The 18,626-nt window shown below is 37.5% G+C and carries 17 protein-coding genes; 10 read left to right on the forward strand and 7 right to left on the reverse strand.

Features of this window, described 5'->3' with window-relative positions; genetic code table 11:
* The first annotated feature begins 278 nt into the window (after nt 1-278).
* From ACIQYS_RS18730 to ACIQYS_RS18755, 6 genes are read left to right on the forward strand one after another with little or no spacing between them, the layout of a single operon-like run.
* Nucleotides 279-1,052: an ABC transporter ATP-binding protein gene (locus ACIQYS_RS18730; protein WP_402983327.1), complete on the forward strand. Its 774-nt coding sequence runs from the start codon at nt 279-281 to the stop codon at nt 1,050-1,052.
* A 15-nt stretch (nt 1,053-1,067) separates the two neighbouring features.
* Nucleotides 1,068-2,963, forward strand: a complete 1,896-nt coding sequence (locus ACIQYS_RS18735; protein WP_402983330.1) for an AMP-binding protein — start codon at nt 1,068-1,070, stop codon at nt 2,961-2,963.
* A gap of 2 nt (nt 2,964-2,965) precedes the next feature.
* Nucleotides 2,966-3,850 carry a branched-chain amino acid ABC transporter permease gene (locus ACIQYS_RS18740; protein ID WP_402983333.1) on the forward strand — a complete coding sequence of 295 codons (885 nt, stop codon included), beginning with the start codon at nt 2,966-2,968 and terminating at the stop codon, nt 3,848-3,850.
* A 4-nt stretch (nt 3,851-3,854) separates the two neighbouring features.
* Complete coding sequence (locus ACIQYS_RS18745) at nt 3,855-4,916, forward strand: branched-chain amino acid ABC transporter permease (protein ID WP_402983336.1); 1,062 nt, start codon at nt 3,855-3,857, stop codon at nt 4,914-4,916.
* 31 nt (nt 4,917-4,947) lie between these two features.
* A complete protein-coding gene (locus ACIQYS_RS18750; protein WP_402983339.1) occupies nt 4,948-6,171 on the forward strand; it encodes an ABC transporter substrate-binding protein in 1,224 nt (407 codons plus the stop codon).
* A 43-nt stretch (nt 6,172-6,214) separates the two neighbouring features.
* Complete coding sequence (locus ACIQYS_RS18755; RefSeq protein WP_402983342.1) at nt 6,215-7,003, forward strand: ABC transporter ATP-binding protein; 789 nt, start codon at nt 6,215-6,217, stop codon at nt 7,001-7,003.
* A 194-nt stretch (nt 7,004-7,197) separates the two neighbouring features.
* Here ACIQYS_RS18755 and ACIQYS_RS18760 read toward each other — a convergent pair whose 3' ends face one another.
* From ACIQYS_RS18760 to ACIQYS_RS18780, 5 genes are read right to left on the reverse strand one after another with little or no spacing between them, the layout of a single operon-like run.
* Complete coding sequence (locus tag ACIQYS_RS18760) at nt 7,198-7,767, reverse strand: kinase (RefSeq protein WP_402983345.1); 570 nt, start codon at nt 7,765-7,767, stop codon at nt 7,198-7,200.
* Between the two features lie 36 nt (nt 7,768-7,803).
* Nucleotides 7,804-8,874, reverse strand: a complete 1,071-nt coding sequence (locus ACIQYS_RS18765) for a phosphotransferase (RefSeq protein WP_402983348.1) — start codon at nt 8,872-8,874, stop codon at nt 7,804-7,806.
* An 18-nt stretch (nt 8,875-8,892) separates the two neighbouring features.
* Nucleotides 8,893-10,071: a carboxylate--amine ligase gene (locus ACIQYS_RS18770; protein ID WP_402983351.1), complete on the reverse strand. Its 1,179-nt coding sequence runs from the start codon at nt 10,069-10,071 to the stop codon at nt 8,893-8,895.
* Nucleotides 10,061-11,413: a glycosyltransferase family 4 protein gene (locus tag ACIQYS_RS18775; RefSeq protein WP_402983355.1), complete on the reverse strand. Its 1,353-nt coding sequence runs from the start codon at nt 11,411-11,413 to the stop codon at nt 10,061-10,063. The genes ACIQYS_RS18770 and ACIQYS_RS18775 overlap by 11 nt, the downstream gene beginning before the upstream one ends.
* Entirely contained in the window at nt 11,410-12,066 is a 657-nt protein-coding gene (locus ACIQYS_RS18780) for a PIG-L deacetylase family protein (RefSeq protein ID WP_402983358.1), read from the reverse strand. Before ACIQYS_RS18780 ends, ACIQYS_RS18775 begins: the two co-directional genes overlap by 4 nt.
* A 688-nt stretch (nt 12,067-12,754) precedes the next feature.
* Here ACIQYS_RS18780 and ACIQYS_RS18785 point away from each other — a divergent pair.
* On the forward strand, nt 12,755-13,522 hold the full coding sequence (locus ACIQYS_RS18785) for a LysM peptidoglycan-binding and 3D domain-containing protein (protein ID WP_402983361.1): 768 nt from the start codon (nt 12,755-12,757) through the stop codon (nt 13,520-13,522).
* A gap of 715 nt (nt 13,523-14,237) precedes the next feature.
* Here ACIQYS_RS18785 and yyaC read toward each other — a convergent pair.
* The gene (gene yyaC / locus ACIQYS_RS18790; protein ID WP_402983364.1) at nt 14,238-14,783 is read right to left on the reverse strand and encodes a spore protease YyaC; all 546 of its coding nucleotides are present in this window, start codon (nt 14,781-14,783) and stop codon (nt 14,238-14,240) included.
* 229 nt (nt 14,784-15,012) lie between these two features.
* Here yyaC and ACIQYS_RS18795 point away from each other — a divergent pair, with 229 nt between their 5' ends.
* A complete protein-coding gene (locus tag ACIQYS_RS18795) occupies nt 15,013-15,654 on the forward strand; it encodes an SIMPL domain-containing protein (protein WP_402983368.1) in 642 nt (213 codons plus the stop codon).
* 263 nt (nt 15,655-15,917) lie between these two features.
* On the opposite strand, the gene ACIQYS_RS18800 is transcribed toward ACIQYS_RS18795, so the two are convergent.
* Nucleotides 15,918-17,042: an amidohydrolase gene (locus tag ACIQYS_RS18800; RefSeq protein WP_402983371.1), complete on the reverse strand. Its 1,125-nt coding sequence runs from the start codon at nt 17,040-17,042 to the stop codon at nt 15,918-15,920.
* 178 nt (nt 17,043-17,220) lie between these two features.
* Here ACIQYS_RS18800 and ACIQYS_RS18805 point away from each other — a divergent pair, with 178 nt between their 5' ends.
* Nucleotides 17,221-17,670 carry an Lrp/AsnC family transcriptional regulator gene (locus tag ACIQYS_RS18805; protein ID WP_402983374.1) on the forward strand — a complete coding sequence of 150 codons (450 nt, stop codon included), beginning with the start codon at nt 17,221-17,223 and terminating at the stop codon, nt 17,668-17,670.
* A 91-nt stretch (nt 17,671-17,761) separates the two neighbouring features.
* Nucleotides 17,762-18,610 (forward strand): M55 family metallopeptidase, encoded by an 849-nt coding sequence (locus tag ACIQYS_RS18810; RefSeq protein ID WP_402983377.1) that lies wholly within the window; start codon nt 17,762-17,764, stop codon nt 18,608-18,610.
* Nucleotides 18,611-18,626: the final 16 nt, after the last annotated feature.

Consider the following 18,626-nt stretch of genomic DNA (forward strand, 5'->3'; position numbering starts at 1 on the left):
TCTATGACCAATCGTCATAGATGGAGTTTTTTTACGTTGAAGAAGTAAATAAATTCAATAAAATACCATTCGAGATAAGTTATATAGACTGTTTAGTTGTAATAATATAGAAAAAATGTACGTGGTATTTCACTAAATGTAGATATGCAATTTTATGCAATTATCGACAAAATACTAGTTCTTAAGTTTCATAAATAAGATTGACAATACCGCTGTGCCTGAAGTAGTATTCAGAATATATAAAAAATTACAGAAATGACCTTGGAAGGAGAATCCGAGTGGAGCCTATTTTAGAGATAGAAGCCGTGTCTTTGCAATTCGGTGGAGTAAAAGCATTAGATGACGTCACCTATCATATACAAAAGGGAGAAATCTTCTCACTTATTGGTCCCAATGGAGCAGGGAAAACAAGTATGCTCAACTGCATTAGCGGTTTATACCATCCAACTAGCGGTTCAATCCGTTATAAAGGACAGGAAATAGTGAACATGAAGCCTTATCATCGGACAACACTTGGGATTGCACGGGCCTTTCAAAATATAGCACTGTTTGCTCATATGTCAGTATTAGACAATTTAAAGTTAGGTAGACATACACTAATGAACTCGGGTGCAATAAGCGGAGGATTTTATATTGGCAAAGCGGCAAAAGAAGAAATTGAGCATCGGAAAAAAGTAGAGGAAGTCATTGAGTTTCTAGAGCTGCAAGATATCCGACATACGCCCGTTGGAACGCTCCCTTACGGATTACAAAAACGAGTGGAAGTAGGCAGAGCGCTAGCACTCGGACCGGAGTTAATCCTATTAGATGAACCAATGGCTGGGATGAACAATACAGAAAAAGATTTGATGGCTCGTTTCATACTAGATATGCATGAAGTAATGGATATAACCGTTGTATTAATCGAGCATGATTTAGGGATCGTCATGAATTTATCTGATCATATTGCAGTTTTAGATTTTGGAAAACGTATCGGATTTGGTACTCCGGAAGAAATACAGAAAAATCCGGATGTAATTCGAGCTTATATTGGGGAAGAAACCGTTATTTAGAAAGGTGGAACAAAAATGGGGTCAGAAAAAACATTACCTAATCTTTTAGCGGAACGTGCGTCTAAGCACGAACACGAAGTTGCACTCAGGCAAAAACATCTAGGAATATGGAACGAAATCACATGGGGTGACTATTTTAAAAAGGTAGAGCAATTGTCCATTTCGCTTGCTAAAAGGTTGGATTTTAAAAGCGGTGAAAAACTTGCAATCATAGGCGAAAATCGACCGCAGTGGCTCTATTCACAAATGGCGGCTCAAAGTTTAGGTGGCATATCGGTTGGAATTTATCAAGAGTCGCGTCCAGAGCAAATTGTCTATTATTTAAACGACTGTCAGGCACGTATTGTTGTAGTGGAAGATCAGGAGCAAGTAGATAAATTGCTCGAAATCGAAAAAGAGATACCACTTGTCGAACATATTATTTTTTACAATAAACAAGGAATGCGCCATTATAAGCATTCGAAGCTAATAGACTTTGATGAGTTATTAGATCATGGGACCAGTTTAATAGAAGATAATCGTCACTTAATTCAAGAAAAATTAGCGCAGAGACTAGGAAACGAGTATGCACTGGTTGCTTATAGCGCTGCAACAACTGGAAATCCAAAAGGGGTTTTACTAACACATGAAAGTTTAATAGAGGCCGCTAAAAGCCTTACGATGGTAGACAAAATGGAAAACAAGGATGATTATTTTTCCTTTTTACCGCTATCTTGGATTCACGAACAAGTGATAAGTAGCGTTATTCCTTTAACAACTGGAATCGTTATAAATTTTCCGGAAAAGCCACATACGGTTATCGGTGATTTACGCGAGATAGGTCCCCATACACTGCTAGCACCGCCAAGAGTTTACCAAAAGATCATGTCTGATTTTACGATAAGAATGGAAGGGGCAAGTTGGTTTAAGAAAAAAGTCTACCAAACTTTTAAAAAGATTGGTGACAAAATGGCACAAGAGAAGATAAAGAAACAAACACTTTCGTATGGGGAGAAACTCATGTATCAACTAGGTGATTTCCTCATTTTCAGTGCAATCCGAGATCATCTTGGTTTATCTAGGATAAAAAGGGCGTACATTGCGGGAGCGGCACTTGAAGCGGAAGCTTTTTATTTCTTTCATAGTATTGGAGTTAATGTAAAACAAACGTATGGAGGGACAGAATTAGCTGGAATTGCATTTGTTCAGCATGATAATGATATTAATGTGGAGAGTGCGGGTGTACCTCTGCCTGGAACGGAAGTGAGAATTGGAGAAGATGGAGCTATCTACGTAAGAAATTTCTCTATTTCTACGGAGTATTTACATGAGGAAGATCGCGAAACAAACATCGACGGTTGGATTACTCTTGGTGATTGTGGACGCTTAGGAACAGATGGACATCTTTATATGCTTGATCGCGGGGAGGATATTATAAAGGACCAAAATGATAAACTCATTTATCCGAGAATAGTAGAAAGTAAATTGAAAACAAGTCCTTATATCCAAGAGGCTGTCTGCTTCGGCAAGGATAAGCCCTATATGACTGCTATATTAAATATCGACTTGAATAGCGTAGGTCGCTGGGCGGATAAAAATAGAATTGTTTACACGGAGTATTCTGATTTAGCTAGAAATGCCCAAGTTGTAGAGTTTATCGAACAACAAGTTACTGGGTTAATGGGTCAAATACCAGCTTATGCACGAGTAAAAAAGTTTACTATTTTACACAAACAGTTTACTGCGGATGATGCTGAACTCACGCGTACATTAAAGGTAAGAAGAAAGTTCATCGAGGATAAGTATAAGATGCTTATAAATGGTATGTATTCTGAGACTCAAAAAGTGACAATGACTAATTTTGAAAAAGAATCTATAGGGGAGATTAGTTTGCAAGTCATTCAGTTGAACATGAAACAGGGGGTGGCATAAACATGACATTTTTTCTTCAAATGCTCGTAACAGGAGTGGTAGTCGGAAGTATTTATGGACTTGTCGCATTAGGGTTTGTTCTAATTTACAGAGCTAGTGGCGCATTGAATTTGGCGAATGGGGAATTCGTTATAATTGGACCTTATGTCTGTTTAATCTTAATGACCGCTTATAAAATTCCATTCATCTATGCGCTACTTATAACGCTTGTCTTTAGCGCTGTTCTTGGATTAGTTGTCGAGAGACTGGTAATTAGACCTATACAGAATGCACCGGTTGTCTCGGTCATTATGGCCACCATAGGATTGTCGAGCTTACTAGGCGGTGCAGTGCATATGATTTGGGGGCATCAGACACGGACATTTCCACCGGTTTTTCCACAAACCCCTATTAATATTGCGGGAGTAATCATTACTCCTGTTTATCTTTGGTCATTTATAGTGGTAGTTTTGTTACTTGTCATTTTTTCTCTCTTCTTCAAGTTTTCTAAAATGGGGATTGCTATGAGAGCGGTCGCAGATGATCGTCAAGCAGCTCTATCCATGGGGATGAGTGTGAAGTACGTCTATGCTGCAACTTGGATGATTGCTGCGGTTGTGGCTGCTGTTGGGGGAGTCCTCCTTGGTAACATAAATGGTCTAAGTCCTACCATGTCCGCTATCGGGTTAACGGTTTTACCAGTCGTTATTCTAGGAGGCCTCGATAGTGTTCTAGGAGCAATTATTGGAGGATTTATCATTGGTATTCTTCAAAATTTAGCTGGAGGATATTTGGACCCTCTTGTAGGAGGGGGTTTGAAGGATGTTGTTCCTTTTATCATTGTCCTCCTTATATTGATGCTAAAACCACATGGATTATTTGGTAGTCGAAGAATCGAGAGGGTGTGATAGATTGCGTAATTTATTTGTAAGGGAAAGCGGGAATTATAAAACTTCCTATAGCGACGATATGAAGTTGTTTGGGACTACTGGAGCTAAAGTTAAAGCCCTACTCATTGTGCTTATCGTTCTCTCATTGCCTCTTTTGGTGTCCAACTACTGGATAGGACTGCTCACATTATGTGCAATTGCGTCTGTTGGGGCAATCGGTCTTAATATTTTGACCGGCTTAACTGGCCAAATATCGATAGGAGTAGGAGCTTTTCTAGGGGTGGGAGGTTATACTTCAGCAATATTGACATCCACTTATGGCTTGAGCTTTTGGATTGCGTTGCCAATAGCAGGAATTGTAACGGCTCTAATAGGCGGTCTATTTGGGATTCCGTCATTACGCTTGAAGGGCTTGTACTTAGCAATTGCCACCCTAGCTGCTCAAGTCATTATTCTTTTTGTTATTAGTAGGTGGAATAGTGTAACAGGTGGAACCGCAGGAATGATCCTTAACCGACCTACAATTGGGGAGTTTTCTTTATCAAGTAATACAGGTTATTACTATTTATGTGCAATTATTCTTTTATTAACTATATTGTATGCAACAAATTTGATAAGAACACGAACTGGTAGAGCTTTTTTAGCGGTCCGTGATCGTGATATTGCAGCACAAATTATGGGGATTAATCTATTCCAATATAAAGTAATGGCATTTGCTATAAGTTCCTTTTTTGTAGGAATTGCTGGTGCGTTATTAGCGCATTACACGATGATTGTTAGCCCGGAACTTTATAGTTTTCATGTATCGATAGAATATTTGGCTATGATCTTAATCGGAGGCTTAGGTAGTATATTTGGTTCCATTTTGGGCGCTGTTTTTATTACACTTTTGCCGGTAAGTTTAAGTTCCATCATTGACGTTTTAGCTGCTTTTGCGCCGGATTTGTACCAACTGCTTTCCGCTTTTAAAGACTTTGTATTTGGTGTAGTAATTATTTTGTTTTTAATATTTGAACCAGGTGGGTTAGCTCATATTTGGCTCAATATGAAGAATTATTTTAAATTATGGCCATTTTCTTATTAGTAGTATGTGTTTATAAAAGAGGGGGATATTCGTGAAAATTAGAAAAAGTATGTTTACAAGCTTGTTAATGGGAATAATATTCGTTTTATTGCTTGGTGCATGTTCAGATGAAAAGGTAGCAGTAAATGGAGAAGTGAAAAAAGGGGATAGAACAGTTGTAATAGGTGGACTTTACGATATTACTGGAGGAACTGGTGATGTAGGGACGCCATATGCAGAAGGGGAGCAAGCGTATTTCAAGTATTTAAAGAGTAAAGGTGGAGTAGATGGACTAACGATTGAGTTGACCGGAAAAGACTATGCTTATGAAATTCCTCAAGCGCAGAAAATTTATCAGGAACTTCGTGATAAGGAAAAGGTTTCTGCTGTACTTGGTTGGGGAACTGGTGATACGGAAGCTTTGCGTCAACAAGTAGCTAGTGATAAGCTACCATTCATGTCTGCTTCCTATTCAGAGAACTTAAAGAGTCTAGAGGAAAGTCCATATAACTTCTTGGCTGCCGCATCTTATTCAGACCAAGGGCGCTCCGCATTGAAATGGATTAAAGACAATCATAAAGGATCTGATCCAACAGTGGCGCTATTATACAATGATACTGCATTTGGACGTTCGCCGATTGAAGATATTAAAGCATATGGCGTGGAAATAGGAGTGAAAATTGTGGATGAGCAAATCGTTGATGTGCGAGCAACAGAAGCACAATCTCAATTGCTAAACATGCAAAAGAAAAATCCTGACTATGCCATTATTCAAGAAACATGGGGAGCGACAGCAACCATATTAAGAGATGCTAATACGCTTGGAATTGAAACGCAATTTATCGGATTGAATTGGGCATCTGGTGAAGGAGTAATTGATATTGTTGGTGCTGACATTGCGGAAGGATATATAGGAATTCTTTCACATGCAATGCCATCAGAAGATCTTCCGGGAATGGCTGATATAAAAGAGTATCTAGATGCAGAGGGGAAGACTTTGGAAGACATAAACCAAAAATTCATTCAAGGATGGACAACTGCCAAAATTTTAGTAGCTGGAATTCAGGAAGCTGCTAAAAATCATCCGGATGGTGTTTTAACTGGGGAAGAAATTCGTTCAGGTCTGGAGTCTTTAAAGGATTTGGATCTTGGTGGTTTAGGAGCTCCTGTAAGCTTTAGTGCAGATAGCCATACAGGTACTGAAAAGACACGTCTTGGTATTGTAAAGGGTGGGAAATGGGAGCCGTTAACTGATTATTTCAGCCACAAAGATTAATGAATGGATACAAATAAATGACTTTAGTGGAGAGGAGAATAAGATGCTCCATGTAAATAATATTGAAGCGGTCTACTCGAAAATCATATTAGCCTTGAAAGGGATGTCGCTTCATGTACCAGAGGGAAAGATTGTAGCGCTTTTAGGAAGCAATGGAGCAGGAAAATCGACAACCTTAAAGTCGATTTCAGGGCTGCTTTCCGGTGACAGGGGACAAATAACGGCTGGTACAATCGAGTTTCAGGGGAAAAATTTGAACAATATTACGCCTGATGTAATTGTAAAGAATGGCATATTTCTTTGTATGGAAGGGCGGCATGTATTTAGAGATTTAACCATCGAGGAAAATTTAATGGCGGGGGCTTATTCACGAAAGGATCGTACCAATATTAAAGCAGATATGGAAAAGATATTCGTCTATTTTCCAAAACTAAAAGCTTTACGCTCAAGAAAAGCAGGTTATTTGTCTGGTGGAGAGCAACAAATGCTTGCAATTGGTAGGGGGATTATGGCAAAACCAAAGCTATTATTACTGGATGAACCATCTTTGGGGATTGCACCGTTACTTGTAAAAGAAATTTTTCAAATCATTAAGAGAATCAATCAAGAAGAGGGTACTTCCATGTTAGTAGTGGAGCAAAATGCTAATATTGCCCTGTCCATTGCTGACTATGGATATATTATGGAGAATGGTAGGGTCGTCATGCAAGGAAATGCGGACTATCTATTATCAAATGAAGAGGTTCGCGAGCATTATTTAGGTATAGGAAAAGAGGAAAAGAACTATAAAGAGAATAAAGTATATAGACGTCGACAAAGAGTAGTATGGTAATCTCATTTTAATGATCTGGTCATGCCAGTAGAAAAGAGTATGTTCACATCACCATCCCAAATTCGATAAGATGAGGATTTTTTCGGTATGCTATTTAGTTAATTGTAGAAATCGTAAAAGGCTACAAATGAATGAAAGTACCAGGTTACTATAAAAATTAGGACTATTATAGAGCCTGGTACTAATTATTGAACTTAATCTATGGTGCTTTTCCAACCATTATAAAGAGATGGATTAAGATTCTTTACATGTTGCATGAACTCTTCTAAATACCCTTTTTTTTCTAATCCTTTGAATAACTTAGTAGGATTAGATCTAAACGAGCCAAATGCCCTCTTAAGATCGATTACTTTTACTTCCATATTTTCATTAAACAAAATATGACGAACCTCTGTATCACGTCTCTCAAATCCTACTCTTTCCAATTCAGTCAACATAGCTAGAATTTTTTTCACTATTGGTTCAGGCAGTTGCTTCTCTATTTTTAGATACTGAGGAAGAGAGATTCCTTTCACATACTCCATAACTATATAGTTTGGTCCATCCTCGTAAAGTCGGGGAATAACAGGAGATGATTGTCCCGCTTGTAGCGCTTTCAGTTCTAATTCTTTCGTTTGCTCTTTTTCAAAAATTTTAACGCAACGGTCTGCTGTCAATTGAAAAACAGATCCATCTGCTCCTTTTCCTATCAGTTTATATTTCTTTAAATTCTTAGTACTAGGTTTTCCCTTATTCTTTGCTACTATTGCCGAAAACTCTTCCATTACTTATACACCCCCTTACTATTAAAAAAAATTGTATTAATATAATCCGAGTTCTTGTCCCCAAGTCGTAATTTTTTCCAAGTATCTTTTTAGAAGTACACTTTTTTCTCCCCTTAACACCCTGCGAAGGTGATTAAGCAGCCTTTTCTCTAAAGTTCTCTGTAAATAAGTCATTTTTAGAAGTTGTAGTGGATCTGTTTGAAATGTAATCCCGTGCTTTTTCATTTCTTCACTGTATAAATGGACACAATGTTTTCGAATCTCATCTGCATCCTTATGCCAATCCGTTCGAAAATCGATTAATATTTCGACTAAAACGACAAGATCAAACCAAACAGGAGCATATTTTGCAGATTCCCAATCGACCAATCGAATTTGCCAATCTTGATCTTTTCTTGCATTGTGACAGCTAATATTATGAACATGAAGATCTCCATGTATAATACTCTGTCCATTTTGCATAATTTCTGGGAAATAGATGGGGCCTTTTTTCAATATTTGTTGAATGATATTATAGCTAGGCGCCACTACTTCCCTTAAACTAGGATCTTTCATTGCTAAATCAAGGTATTTCTTCGTATTTTTTATATGTTTGTTTCGCTCTGAAGCCATCGACTTTGAATGATAATTGGGGAGCCAAGAACCAAAAACTTCTCCATGCTGGAAAATACGATTCTCAAATGTCTGTGCATGAAACCTCGCCACGATTGGAATGATTTGATCATAGTGTTTTGGGACGAGGGTAATTTGCCCCCGTAATGGCTCCACATATTCTATAAATATCCAGGTTTCATTCGTATTTACATTCGATTCGACCCAATATACTTTTGGCATAAACTCATGCAGAATTTTATTTGCTTTTAAATACATATTAATTTCAACTGTATGATTTTCATTTAGTGGCGGTTTGTAAATTTTAAGCACAATTGGAATGGATTCCACTTTATCCTTAATCATCAGTTTCCATATACTCGTTTTTTCACGTGAATTTTTGAGACATTCTATTTGTGTGTCAACTAGTTCGACATTTTTACCGAGAACATCTTCAAACTTGTCTTTCCAACTAAAATGCTGCCACTGTCTTATGATCTCATCGCTACTGCTCATATGACCATCCACTCCTTTTCATCGTCTCCACCATAAATTTCGCAGATGGGATATAAAGCTTCGAATAAATGGAAGTGGGTCATTCCATGCAAACAGGGCTTCTACTTTTTTCCCTGATAGACCCTTTAACCAGTTGGCGATTGTCATCTTCCCGTTTCTTCGATTTTGAACAAAAGAGATAAAATCTCGGACTAGATAAACCCACTTTACGCCTTCCTTTTGACTAGTTACAGGTGATGGGTTTTGATCAGTTAATAACAAATAATATAAGTAGGCCAGGTTAACGCCAACTGCAGTTGATAATCTTTGTGTGAGTCCGATTCTTGCGTTAATCTCAATAAATTTTAACTCTCCATCTCTTTGATCTCTTTTGAATTCCGTAATCGCTAAACCTTTGAATTTTAATTCTGAGAGGAAGGATACAGCCTTTTGAATAACTTCTTCATCTCTTTTACTGATGACCATAGCGGAGGAACCAAAAACAGGGGGAAACTGATGGATTTTTTGGTTCATCCACATTCCAGTCAAATTCATCTGTTCATCAAAAAGCGTTTTAACCGAATAGATGCATTCTTCATCTCCGGGAACCAATTCTTGGAGCATCAGTTCACCGAAAGGTCGGTAAATAAGATATTCTTTTCGTAATTCAGATGCCTGCTCTATCATAATTGCTTTTTTGTACAGATTGTGATCAATTCGCTTACGGAAATCGGCTGATTGGACAGGTTTTAAAATACAAGGGAAGGTGACTTCATTAATAATTTGTTCAAGTTGAGTCTCATCGTGGATAGCCAAGGTTTTGGGGCATGGAATATTATGCTTTATGGCCAGTTCGTACGTTAATGTCTTATCTAAGACGCTTTCAACGAGAGAGTGCACTGGTAATAAGAAACGATAGTAACGGAACAAAATGGATCTGTGTTTGGATATAAAATGGACAAAATCATCTGATCCGGCATAGAGAACAGGTTTATTGTTAAAGCTTTTACCGAAGTTAGTTAGAAAATGAAGTAATTTTTCTTTCTCAGAAACGGGATTAGGACAAATACCACAGGTTGCATGACGTGTTTTACCAATTTCGTATTTACCTTTTATGTCAAATGCATATACTTTAATTCCTTTTTCTTTCAAACTTCGAACGATACCAATCCCAGTAGCACTTAAATCCAACACAACAGCGGAAATCTCATGTCGCATCTTCTTTCACTCCTTGATATAGAAGTGATTGATAAATTTCTTCAATTTTTTTAACCATATTTGTACTTGTCAAATGCTGATCTGCAAATGCTTTTGCATTTTGAGCTAGCGTTTTCCTTAAAGTTGAGTCACGTAATAGAAGAGATAATTTTTTGGATAATTGGTGAGCGTTTTTTTGTTCAGCGATTAATCCTGAATGATTGTCCTCGATGATTTCCGGTATGCCACCACAATTCGTCGTAATAATTGCTTTTTCGGCAAACATCGCCTCGATAATGGAAATCGGCAATGTATCGCTGGTGGTCGGTAGTACGAAGATATCAGATCGGCTTAACAATTCAGGAATATCGGTTCTAGTTCCTAGAAAGGATACATTGTCTAATTGTAAAGTGTTAACCTGATCTTCTAGCTCTTCTCTCATTTCTCCGTCGCCTACAATCCATACATCAACATTATTAAAATCACTTTTCAATAGAGCGAGAGCTTCAAACAAGTATTTATGACCTTTACGTGGACGAAGGCGTGAAATACAAGTAATAACTGTTTTTCCTTTTGGTTTTTTTACCGTTTTTTTAGTGTTCTCTAAGTTAAAATCAATACCGGTATAAATTGTTGTCAAATTACTATCCACAGCACCTATGTTTTTTAGAATAGGACGAAAGGCTTCACATAGGATAATCATGTGGTTGGAGCTTACAGTGGCATTTTGATCCATTGATAAAAAGTAGGATTCTTCCACAGAACCTTTTTCTAATAGATTAAACTGAAGTCTACGATGAGTCATGAAACCATGTGGGGTAAACAAAAGTGGTTTTTGGTAATATTGATTTATTCTTCCTAGTACATTGGCTGTAAAGCGATCTTGCGCGTGAAAAATATCATATCCTTCTAAATCCATGTCCCTTAACATCATTTCGTAACTAATTAGACGTACGTTTTGTTTTACTATTTCTTCACTGTAACAACCATAGCGATTATAATAGAATTTTTTCGTTTCTTTAGAAAATTTCTTTTTCAGTTTTTTAACAATATCTTTTGGGAATTTGTTGGGAGCAATAATATCAACAGAATGCCCCAACTTTTCCAAGCCATTCTTAAGTGTGGATATATAGTTTTGAAGGCCTCCTACAGCTGGATAGTCCCAAAACGTAGTAATTAATATTCGTAGTTTTTTACTTTTTATCGCTTCAATAGATGGCTGAGCTATTTTCTTTCTCTTCGCTTTTTTTGTATGTTTTTCTTCATAGGAAGGAGTCACGCCATAGTATTGATCCGTTGCAGAGACCAGATAAGGATCTGGGAAAGAGAGGGAATGCAGATTATTCTTTTGCTTATCTTTCATTTCCAAATCCTCCTAATGATCTCAAAAGCTTCTGCATATTCAGCGCCAATAGTCATACCTCGAACTTGGGCTAAATGTTTTACTCCTATATAGGATCTTGGGTGAGGGAATGGTCTCATTTCTACATCATAGAACTGAAGAGCCTCTAGTTTTTTAGTGATCGTATCTGTAATATCGACATAATAGTTAGGTTTAAAGGACTTATCATCCGTATGATGACTCCATTCACTAGAAGAAACTGTTTCAAAACAAATGAGTTCAATTGCCTTTTTCCCAGGTAGTGGGCGGGCAGCCGTTAACACAGCTTGAAAAACAATTTGATGATCCTTATTGATGTCTCCATAATGATGGGTAAAGATTATAGATGGTTCATATTTCACTACTAGGGATTCAATCTCTTTGGTGATGACATGTAATGGAAAAGTTTCTAATAGTAGATTTGGATATTCTAAGAAAATAGACTCCTCTACCCCTAGGTACTTATTTGCATTTAACACCTTTTGTTGCATCTTTTGCTCTTCTTCTTTCCGTCCTTTCGCCATAATAACAGTAATAACTTTGAATCCATTGTTAATTAGCTTTTTTATCGTGCCGCCGCTGCCGAGGAGCTCATCATCAGGGTGTGCAGCAATTACTAATACTCTTTCGTGCATCTTGTTCACCCTCTTAAGTTTAGTAGTGATTCACTATACTACTCTTGTATGTGAATCGATTAATAATGATGCTTGTTGTTTTACTTCATTCAGCAGGGGTCCACTAATCCCGGCTAAATATGGAGTACTCTGGCTAATTTTGTCCCATCCTCCTCCTGCGCTAGGCTCGTCGCAAAAGAACTTTTGCTACAACGCCTGAGTGACCAACATCCTGTTGGCCAAAGCCTCCGGGGTATGCCATAGATTTTTAGTGGAATTTATGGAGCAATAACTTCTTCGGAGCTGACAGAAGAGAAGAGGAATCAAATACGTCTAGGCGTATTTGATAATCCTGTAGAAATAGAGTGCGGATTAGACTGAAGTTGTCCCAAGATTAAATAGTCTATCAATCTCTAAATTGAGTACATTCTACATAATATGTGCTAAAACAAAATGTACCTTGGCTTTCTTCCTATGTTGTGGAAACTTTGTTCTTTAAAAAATGAAAGCGTTAACCGGGTCAACACCCCATCGTTCCTGTTATTACTCTCCGTTTAAGATGTCTAAAAGAAGTGCAAATCCATTGTGCCATGTCAGCGAATTAAATCTTGTCATATAATTGATATCTCCTTCTCACAATTCTGCAATAGTATTGTCATCTTTAGATGTTAGACTAAGTAGCGTTAGTGAAAAGGAGGAAATTCATTTTATGAAAAAACACATTGTCGCACTAACCGCTATTGCAACACTATCAGTAGGAGCAGCGGGACAAGCATCCGCTTCAAACGTTCATACGGTAGAAAAAGGAGATACACTTTGGTCTATTTCTCAAAAAATGAATGTAACAGTACAAGACTTACAAACATGGAATGATCTTGACTCTACTATTATATATCCATCTCAAGAGTTAAAAATAGAAGAGATGCTTGAAACGCATGTCGTTGTTTTGGGAGATACTCTTTTCGATATTGCCAAACAACATAATCTTTCTGTGGATGAGTTAATGGAGCGCAATCAACTTACTAGTGATTTAATCCACCCTGGAGATGAATTAGTAATTGAAGGGACTAAAAAGGTTGAACGAAAAGTAAGTGCAGCATCTTTACCAAGCGTAAATGTATCTAATACGACAGCTGAAAATACGGCACCTGTTGCGGCTAAAACATCAGCACCTGTAGCATCAACTGCAAAAGAACTGACTGTTACTTCAACAGCTTATACAGCAAATTGTGAAGGATGCTCAGGTGTAACAGCGACAGGGATTGACTTACTTGCAAATCCAGACCAAAAAGTTATATCTGTAGATCCTTCAGTTATTCCACTAGGTTCAAAAGTGTGGGTAGAAGGCTATGGTGAAGCAATAGCTGGAGATACTGGAGGGTCGATTAAAGGGAATAAAATAGATATTTTCATTCCATCACAAGAAGAAGCGATCAATTGGGGTAAGAAAACCGTTAAAGTAAAAATTTTAGATTAAGATAAGATGAAAAGGGTGGGTCCTAGCACTCATCTTTTTTTGTACTTTAGGAGATTTCAAATATAAACTGTTTCTCAACAGTATGAAGAGGGCCACTATTTAGGAATAGTACGTCACAAGAAGTATCCGCTAGGATTTTTGTTGCAGGGCGGACGCTTTCCGCAGGGGGAGCGATTAGCCATCACCGCCGACCTGCAGCGAAAATCAATGAAACTTGCTGACTATTCAGCTTCTAATTCAATAATGCCTTAGATTAATAAGTTTCGCCATGATAAATTCCAATATTATGTAGTTTTGGAATAAATAATACCAGAAAATGGCTTAGAGCAATAGGCCAATCATTGAAAGCCACCAATTCTATTCGAAAAGCAATTAAATTAGTCCGAGAGCAACCAAATTGGTAGTGAAAGCAACTAATTCTTAAAATAACAAGTTTACTTAAAGTGAGAGGCCAATGATTATGACGCATCACACATGTATTAATTGGCTTAGTTGAAATGGAGTTCGGTGATTTGTACTGGATGGGCTTTTGGAAAAGTTGTTGTGATAAAAATTGCAGCGTTACTATTAGGTGTTATTACAATTGGAACATACAAAAATGACGATGAATCAAAAGATTCGTCGTCATTTTTTTAGAGATAAGAAAGTATGAACTTTTTTACTGAGTGTCGATCTAGCTCACTGTATTCATCTAACATAGTCGCTTGTGCTTTTCTTAGACGGATCTCAACAGAATAGTAGATGTCGTTTTTGCGAGACTCATTACAGTATCTAATCTCGTGCTATTTAAAGAATTTACTGGATAGTCTGGGTCAAAATAATTCACAATTCCTTTTAAATGATAGTTTCCCACTGCAGGTAATAGGCTGCTAATAGCATATCCAGGGGTGAGTGGACCCTCTTTTAATATAATGGAACCGATTTGATGGTTATCCCCTAAACAAGCATCCACACCAAAAATAATAGGATTACTGAATTGATGATGAATTTCTTTTAGTATGACTTTCAAGTTTAGTGCATGAACGGGTTCTGAAATTGTTCCAAAAACATGGAAAGGGAAGTTTTGTTCTTTTAACATAGTTCCAACAAAAGGACCATAAGAATCCCCAGTCGAACGATCTGACCCGATACATAGAAAGACGATATCACTATCGGATGCCCTACATAATGTTCGTAGAAGAAGGGACATCTCATTCATATCTTCTTCGGTTGATGATTCTGTTGAATACCGAAAATACAACGTATTATTCTGCATGTTCATTCTTTCTCTTCCCTTAAAAAGAAACAATTCGTCACGCTCCTGTCAGTTGAAAGCTCACTTGAGATAGTTCTTTTACTTTTCCGGGGTAACTACATATTAGTTGTAGTATAAATCTGAATTGTTTGAATTTCAAGTGTCGTTTCTTTGCTTCATTGAGGGGGTATTATGTTTCTAGAACTAGGAGCATAGAGTAATTAGTAATAACGATACGAAAGGGGCGAATTGATATATGTATTTTTCGAGCTTTCAATATCCTCCAATGCGGGTAATAACAGTGACGGGGAATGGGAAAGTTGACGCACAACCAAACTATGTGCAGCTTCAGCTAGAAGTTAATACTGAGGGTAAAGATTTAAGCGTTGCCCAACAAGAAAATGCCAACACGATGAAACAAGTTATTCAGTCTATCATAGCGCTGGGCATTCCTAGGGAAGATATTCAAACTTCGGTTTATAACATAGTTCCAAATTATGACTTTGTGGACGGAAGACAGGTCTTTCGAGGGTATGAAGTGAGGAATGCGATTACTGTAAAAGTAACAGAAACTAGTCAAGTTGGTACTGTTATTGATACAGCCGTACAAAACGGTGCAAATCATGTTTCATCTGTGCAGTTCAGAATCGATGATACGACCCCATATTACCAACAAGCACTACGTCTAGCCCTCCAAGATGCTCAAACAAAAGCAAAAACGATAGCTGAAACTATGCAGTTACCTTTACATCCTCATCCGATAGAAATTGTGGAGGAGAGTCAGAGCCAACCGATTGCATTTAAAACAGTTGCTATGGCGGAACAAAGTTTTACTACGCCAATCGAACAGGGACAAATTACAATTAGCGCAGCTGTGAGGGTTAAGTTTCAATATTGATTAATAAAGTATTAGATTAATTGAGTCAGGATAATTAAAGTGAAATTATTACCTAATTCTAAGTATTAAATACAACAACAGATGAAATTAGTTTGACCCCAAAATTGAACAATCTTAGGATATATTATGAATAGAAGATAAATGTCCGCCTCTCTACTTTTGTGGAGAGACGGGGAAGTTTAATCTATCAAAATAGACTCTTGATAGAGATTTATGAAACAAAGAGTACTCTCCACCTTTAAGAGAATATCGTATTATTATACTCAATTAACGATTTCCCCATTAATAAATACTTTCTCCACTTTACCCCTAAGATTGAATGGGTTACCACTCCAGATAACAAAGTCTGCATCTTTGTTTGGGGCAATCGAGCCGACACGATCGTCAACTCCCAGATGTTTGGCAGCATCGAATGTAATGGCTTGCAAGGCTTGTTGTTCGGTTATCCCATTTCTAATTGCGTGTATTGCACTCGTTACTAAATATTCAATTCCAACGACAGGGTGGTCTGTGGTAATTGAACAAGGAACTCCGGCATCCATAAGAGCCTTTATTGTGGACCAACCTTTATCTTTTAACTCCACTTTTGAACGTGTAGACATGGTTGGTCCGACAGAAACTCGGACATCGTGTTTTGCAATATAATCAGCGATATGATGACCTTCAGTACAATGCTCAATAGTCACATCAATATCAAATTCACGTTTGATGCGGAGTACTGTTAAAATATCATCTGCTCTATGTGCATGAACACGTAAGGGAATTTCTTTTTTTATAACCTTAGCCATATTTTCCAAGTCTAGCTTTCTTTCCTTATTCTCATTGTTTATATAATTTTGAGTCTCTATTAATTTCTCACGTATTAAAGCAGCAACTCCCATCCTAGTAACCGGCATTTTTCCTTTAACTCCATGAAATCTTTTCGGATTTTCCCCAGTCGCTGCTTTCATTCCAGAAGGTGATTTAATAACCATCTCATCGACAATAGTCCCAACTGTTTTTAACACAACCATTTCGCCTCCAATTACATTAGCGCTGCCAGGCATCACCTGAACTGTTGTAACCCCAGCTTTACGTGCATCTGCAAATCCAATCTCCATAGGATTGATGCCATCTAAAGAGCGTATTTGCGGCGTTACTGGATGACTAATTTCATTGAAATCGGCTCCTTCATGTCCAACTCCCTCTTCAGAGACTCCAAGATGTGTATGTACATCTATTAAGCCAGGTGTAATTATCTTTCCTTTTGCATTAATGACGATATATTCGCCAGGAATATTTGCCTCAGATTCAATGCCTTCAAAAACCCCGTTTTTAATGAAAATCACGTGATTTTCTAGGGTCGTCCCACGTCCATCCCATATTGTTGCATTTGTAATTGCAATCATTTCAAAACCTCCATTAATTTAAAAAAAGATTGATTTTTTAAAATATTTAATATAAACTAGCTCTAATATTCCTAATTCAGATAATATATTTTCTTCTGAATATTGTAAATCGGTATAAAGAGCTAAAATATTCCTGATTTCAGTATTGAAGAGAAATTAGAAGGAGAGTAGATGTTATTTGAAATATGAAGTTGATGAATTAGATCACGGTATTATTAAGCATCTTTCAATTGATGGACGCTTATCATTTACTGAATTATCGATACGTTTGCAAGTGACAGAAAAAACTATTCGACTACGCTATAAGAATTTAATAGAAAAAAGAATACTTGAAGTAGTTGGCGTAGTTAATCCCTTGGCGGTAGGACTTAAAGCGGGAGCAATTATTCAAGTCAAGGTAAAAGCAAATTCAATTTCCGATACTATTGAAAAACTAAAGGACATCAGAGAAATTCGTTTCATAACCTTGACAACTGGGGAATATTCACTCCTATTTCAAATAACAGTGAAGGATCAAGAAAAAATCACAGAAATAATAAGAGAAGTCAATAAAATTGAATATATAACAGGAGTTAATACGATCATTCAGCTTGAGGTGTATAAAAATACATTCGAGTATATTTTCTAGATATAAAATATTCGTATAATTTAATATTCCATAAAAATAAAATAATAAAGCTTCGGCTTTTTTATAGAACTATACAAAGGAGCGGGTACAAATGAAAATCTTTATTTCAGCTGATATGGAAGGGATTTCCGGAGTAGCTACTAATCAACAATTGAAAACTCCTTCTGAATATCAACGTTTTCGTAAGTTGATGACTGCAGATGTAAATGCAGCCATTGAAGGGGCTTTTAATGGGGGTGTTACAGAAGTAGTAGTAGCGGACGGGCACGGCAACATGTCTAACATCCTAATCGAAGACTTGGACACACGGGCAAGGCTGGTCTCTGGGAACAACAGAGTGATGTGCCAACTGGAAGGTTTGGATGATTCGTTTGATGGTATTCTTTTTGTCGGGCATCATGGGCGCGAAGGAGGCTCTGATGTAGCGGTTATTAGCCATACACTTGCAGGAATTTGCGTGAATGAAATGAAAATCAATGGTCATGTAGTCGGTGAAACGGAAATGAATACGTATGCGGCAGGTGCATTTGGTGTTCCACCTTTATTTATTAGTGGTGATGACGCATATGTCAACGAAGTGCTAGAGACATTGCCTCATGTCGAAGCGGCTATTACCAAGCGAGCGGTAGATCGCTTTGCTGCAGAGCTGATACATCCCGAGATAGCCCGAGAACAAATTAGACAAAAAGTTGAAGTGGCTGTAAGAAACGCTGCTAGCCAGAAGCCAGTTGCATTAGTAGGACCGATTACATTTGAAATCGAATTTAAAGGGTCGCAACAAGCAAAAATGACAACAACCATTCCGAGTGTGGAATTAACTGGTCCAAAGAAAGTACGTTTTACTTGTGATGACATGATTACAGCTTACAAACAGATGTGGGGATGTGTCATTATTGCAATGGCAGCAACGAACGGAGTTTTAGGTAGTGTCAATACATAATGCCTTAACGCAATAA

It is taken from the genome of Psychrobacillus sp. NPDC096426 (genome assembly GCF_044762745.1).
Classification (GTDB): domain Bacteria; phylum Bacillota; class Bacilli; order Bacillales_A; family Planococcaceae; genus Psychrobacillus.

Coding starts and splice junctions, on each gene's coding strand:
- ACIQYS_RS18735 (WP_402983330.1), top strand. CDS start 1,068: ATGGGGTCAGAAAAAACATTACCTAATCTTTTAGCGGAACGTGCGTCT.
- ACIQYS_RS18740 (WP_402983333.1), top strand. CDS start 2,966: ATGACATTTTTTCTTCAAATGCTCGTAACAGGAGTGGTAGTCGGAAGT.
- ACIQYS_RS18755 (WP_402983342.1), top strand. CDS start 6,215: ATGCTCCATGTAAATAATATTGAAGCGGTCTACTCGAAAATCATATTA.
- ACIQYS_RS18760 (WP_402983345.1), bottom strand. CDS start 7,767: ATGGAAGAGTTTTCGGCAATAGTAGCAAAGAATAAGGGAAAACCTAGT.
- ACIQYS_RS18765 (WP_402983348.1), bottom strand. CDS start 8,874: ATGAGCAGTAGCGATGAGATCATAAGACAGTGGCAGCATTTTAGTTGG.
- ACIQYS_RS18770 (WP_402983351.1), bottom strand. CDS start 10,071: ATGCGACATGAGATTTCCGCTGTTGTGTTGGATTTAAGTGCTACTGGG.
- ACIQYS_RS18775 (WP_402983355.1), bottom strand. CDS start 11,413: ATGAAAGATAAGCAAAAGAATAATCTGCATTCCCTCTCTTTCCCAGAT.
- ACIQYS_RS18780 (WP_402983358.1), bottom strand. CDS start 12,066: ATGCACGAAAGAGTATTAGTAATTGCTGCACACCCTGATGATGAGCTC.
- ACIQYS_RS18785 (WP_402983361.1), top strand. CDS start 12,755: ATGAAAAAACACATTGTCGCACTAACCGCTATTGCAACACTATCAGTA.
- yyaC (WP_402983364.1), bottom strand. CDS start 14,783: ATGAACATGCAGAATAATACGTTGTATTTTCGGTATTCAACAGAATCA.
- ACIQYS_RS18795 (WP_402983368.1), top strand. CDS start 15,013: ATGTATTTTTCGAGCTTTCAATATCCTCCAATGCGGGTAATAACAGTG.
- ACIQYS_RS18800 (WP_402983371.1), bottom strand. CDS start 17,042: ATGATTGCAATTACAAATGCAACAATATGGGATGGACGTGGGACGACC.
- ACIQYS_RS18810 (WP_402983377.1), top strand. CDS start 17,762: ATGAAAATCTTTATTTCAGCTGATATGGAAGGGATTTCCGGAGTAGCT.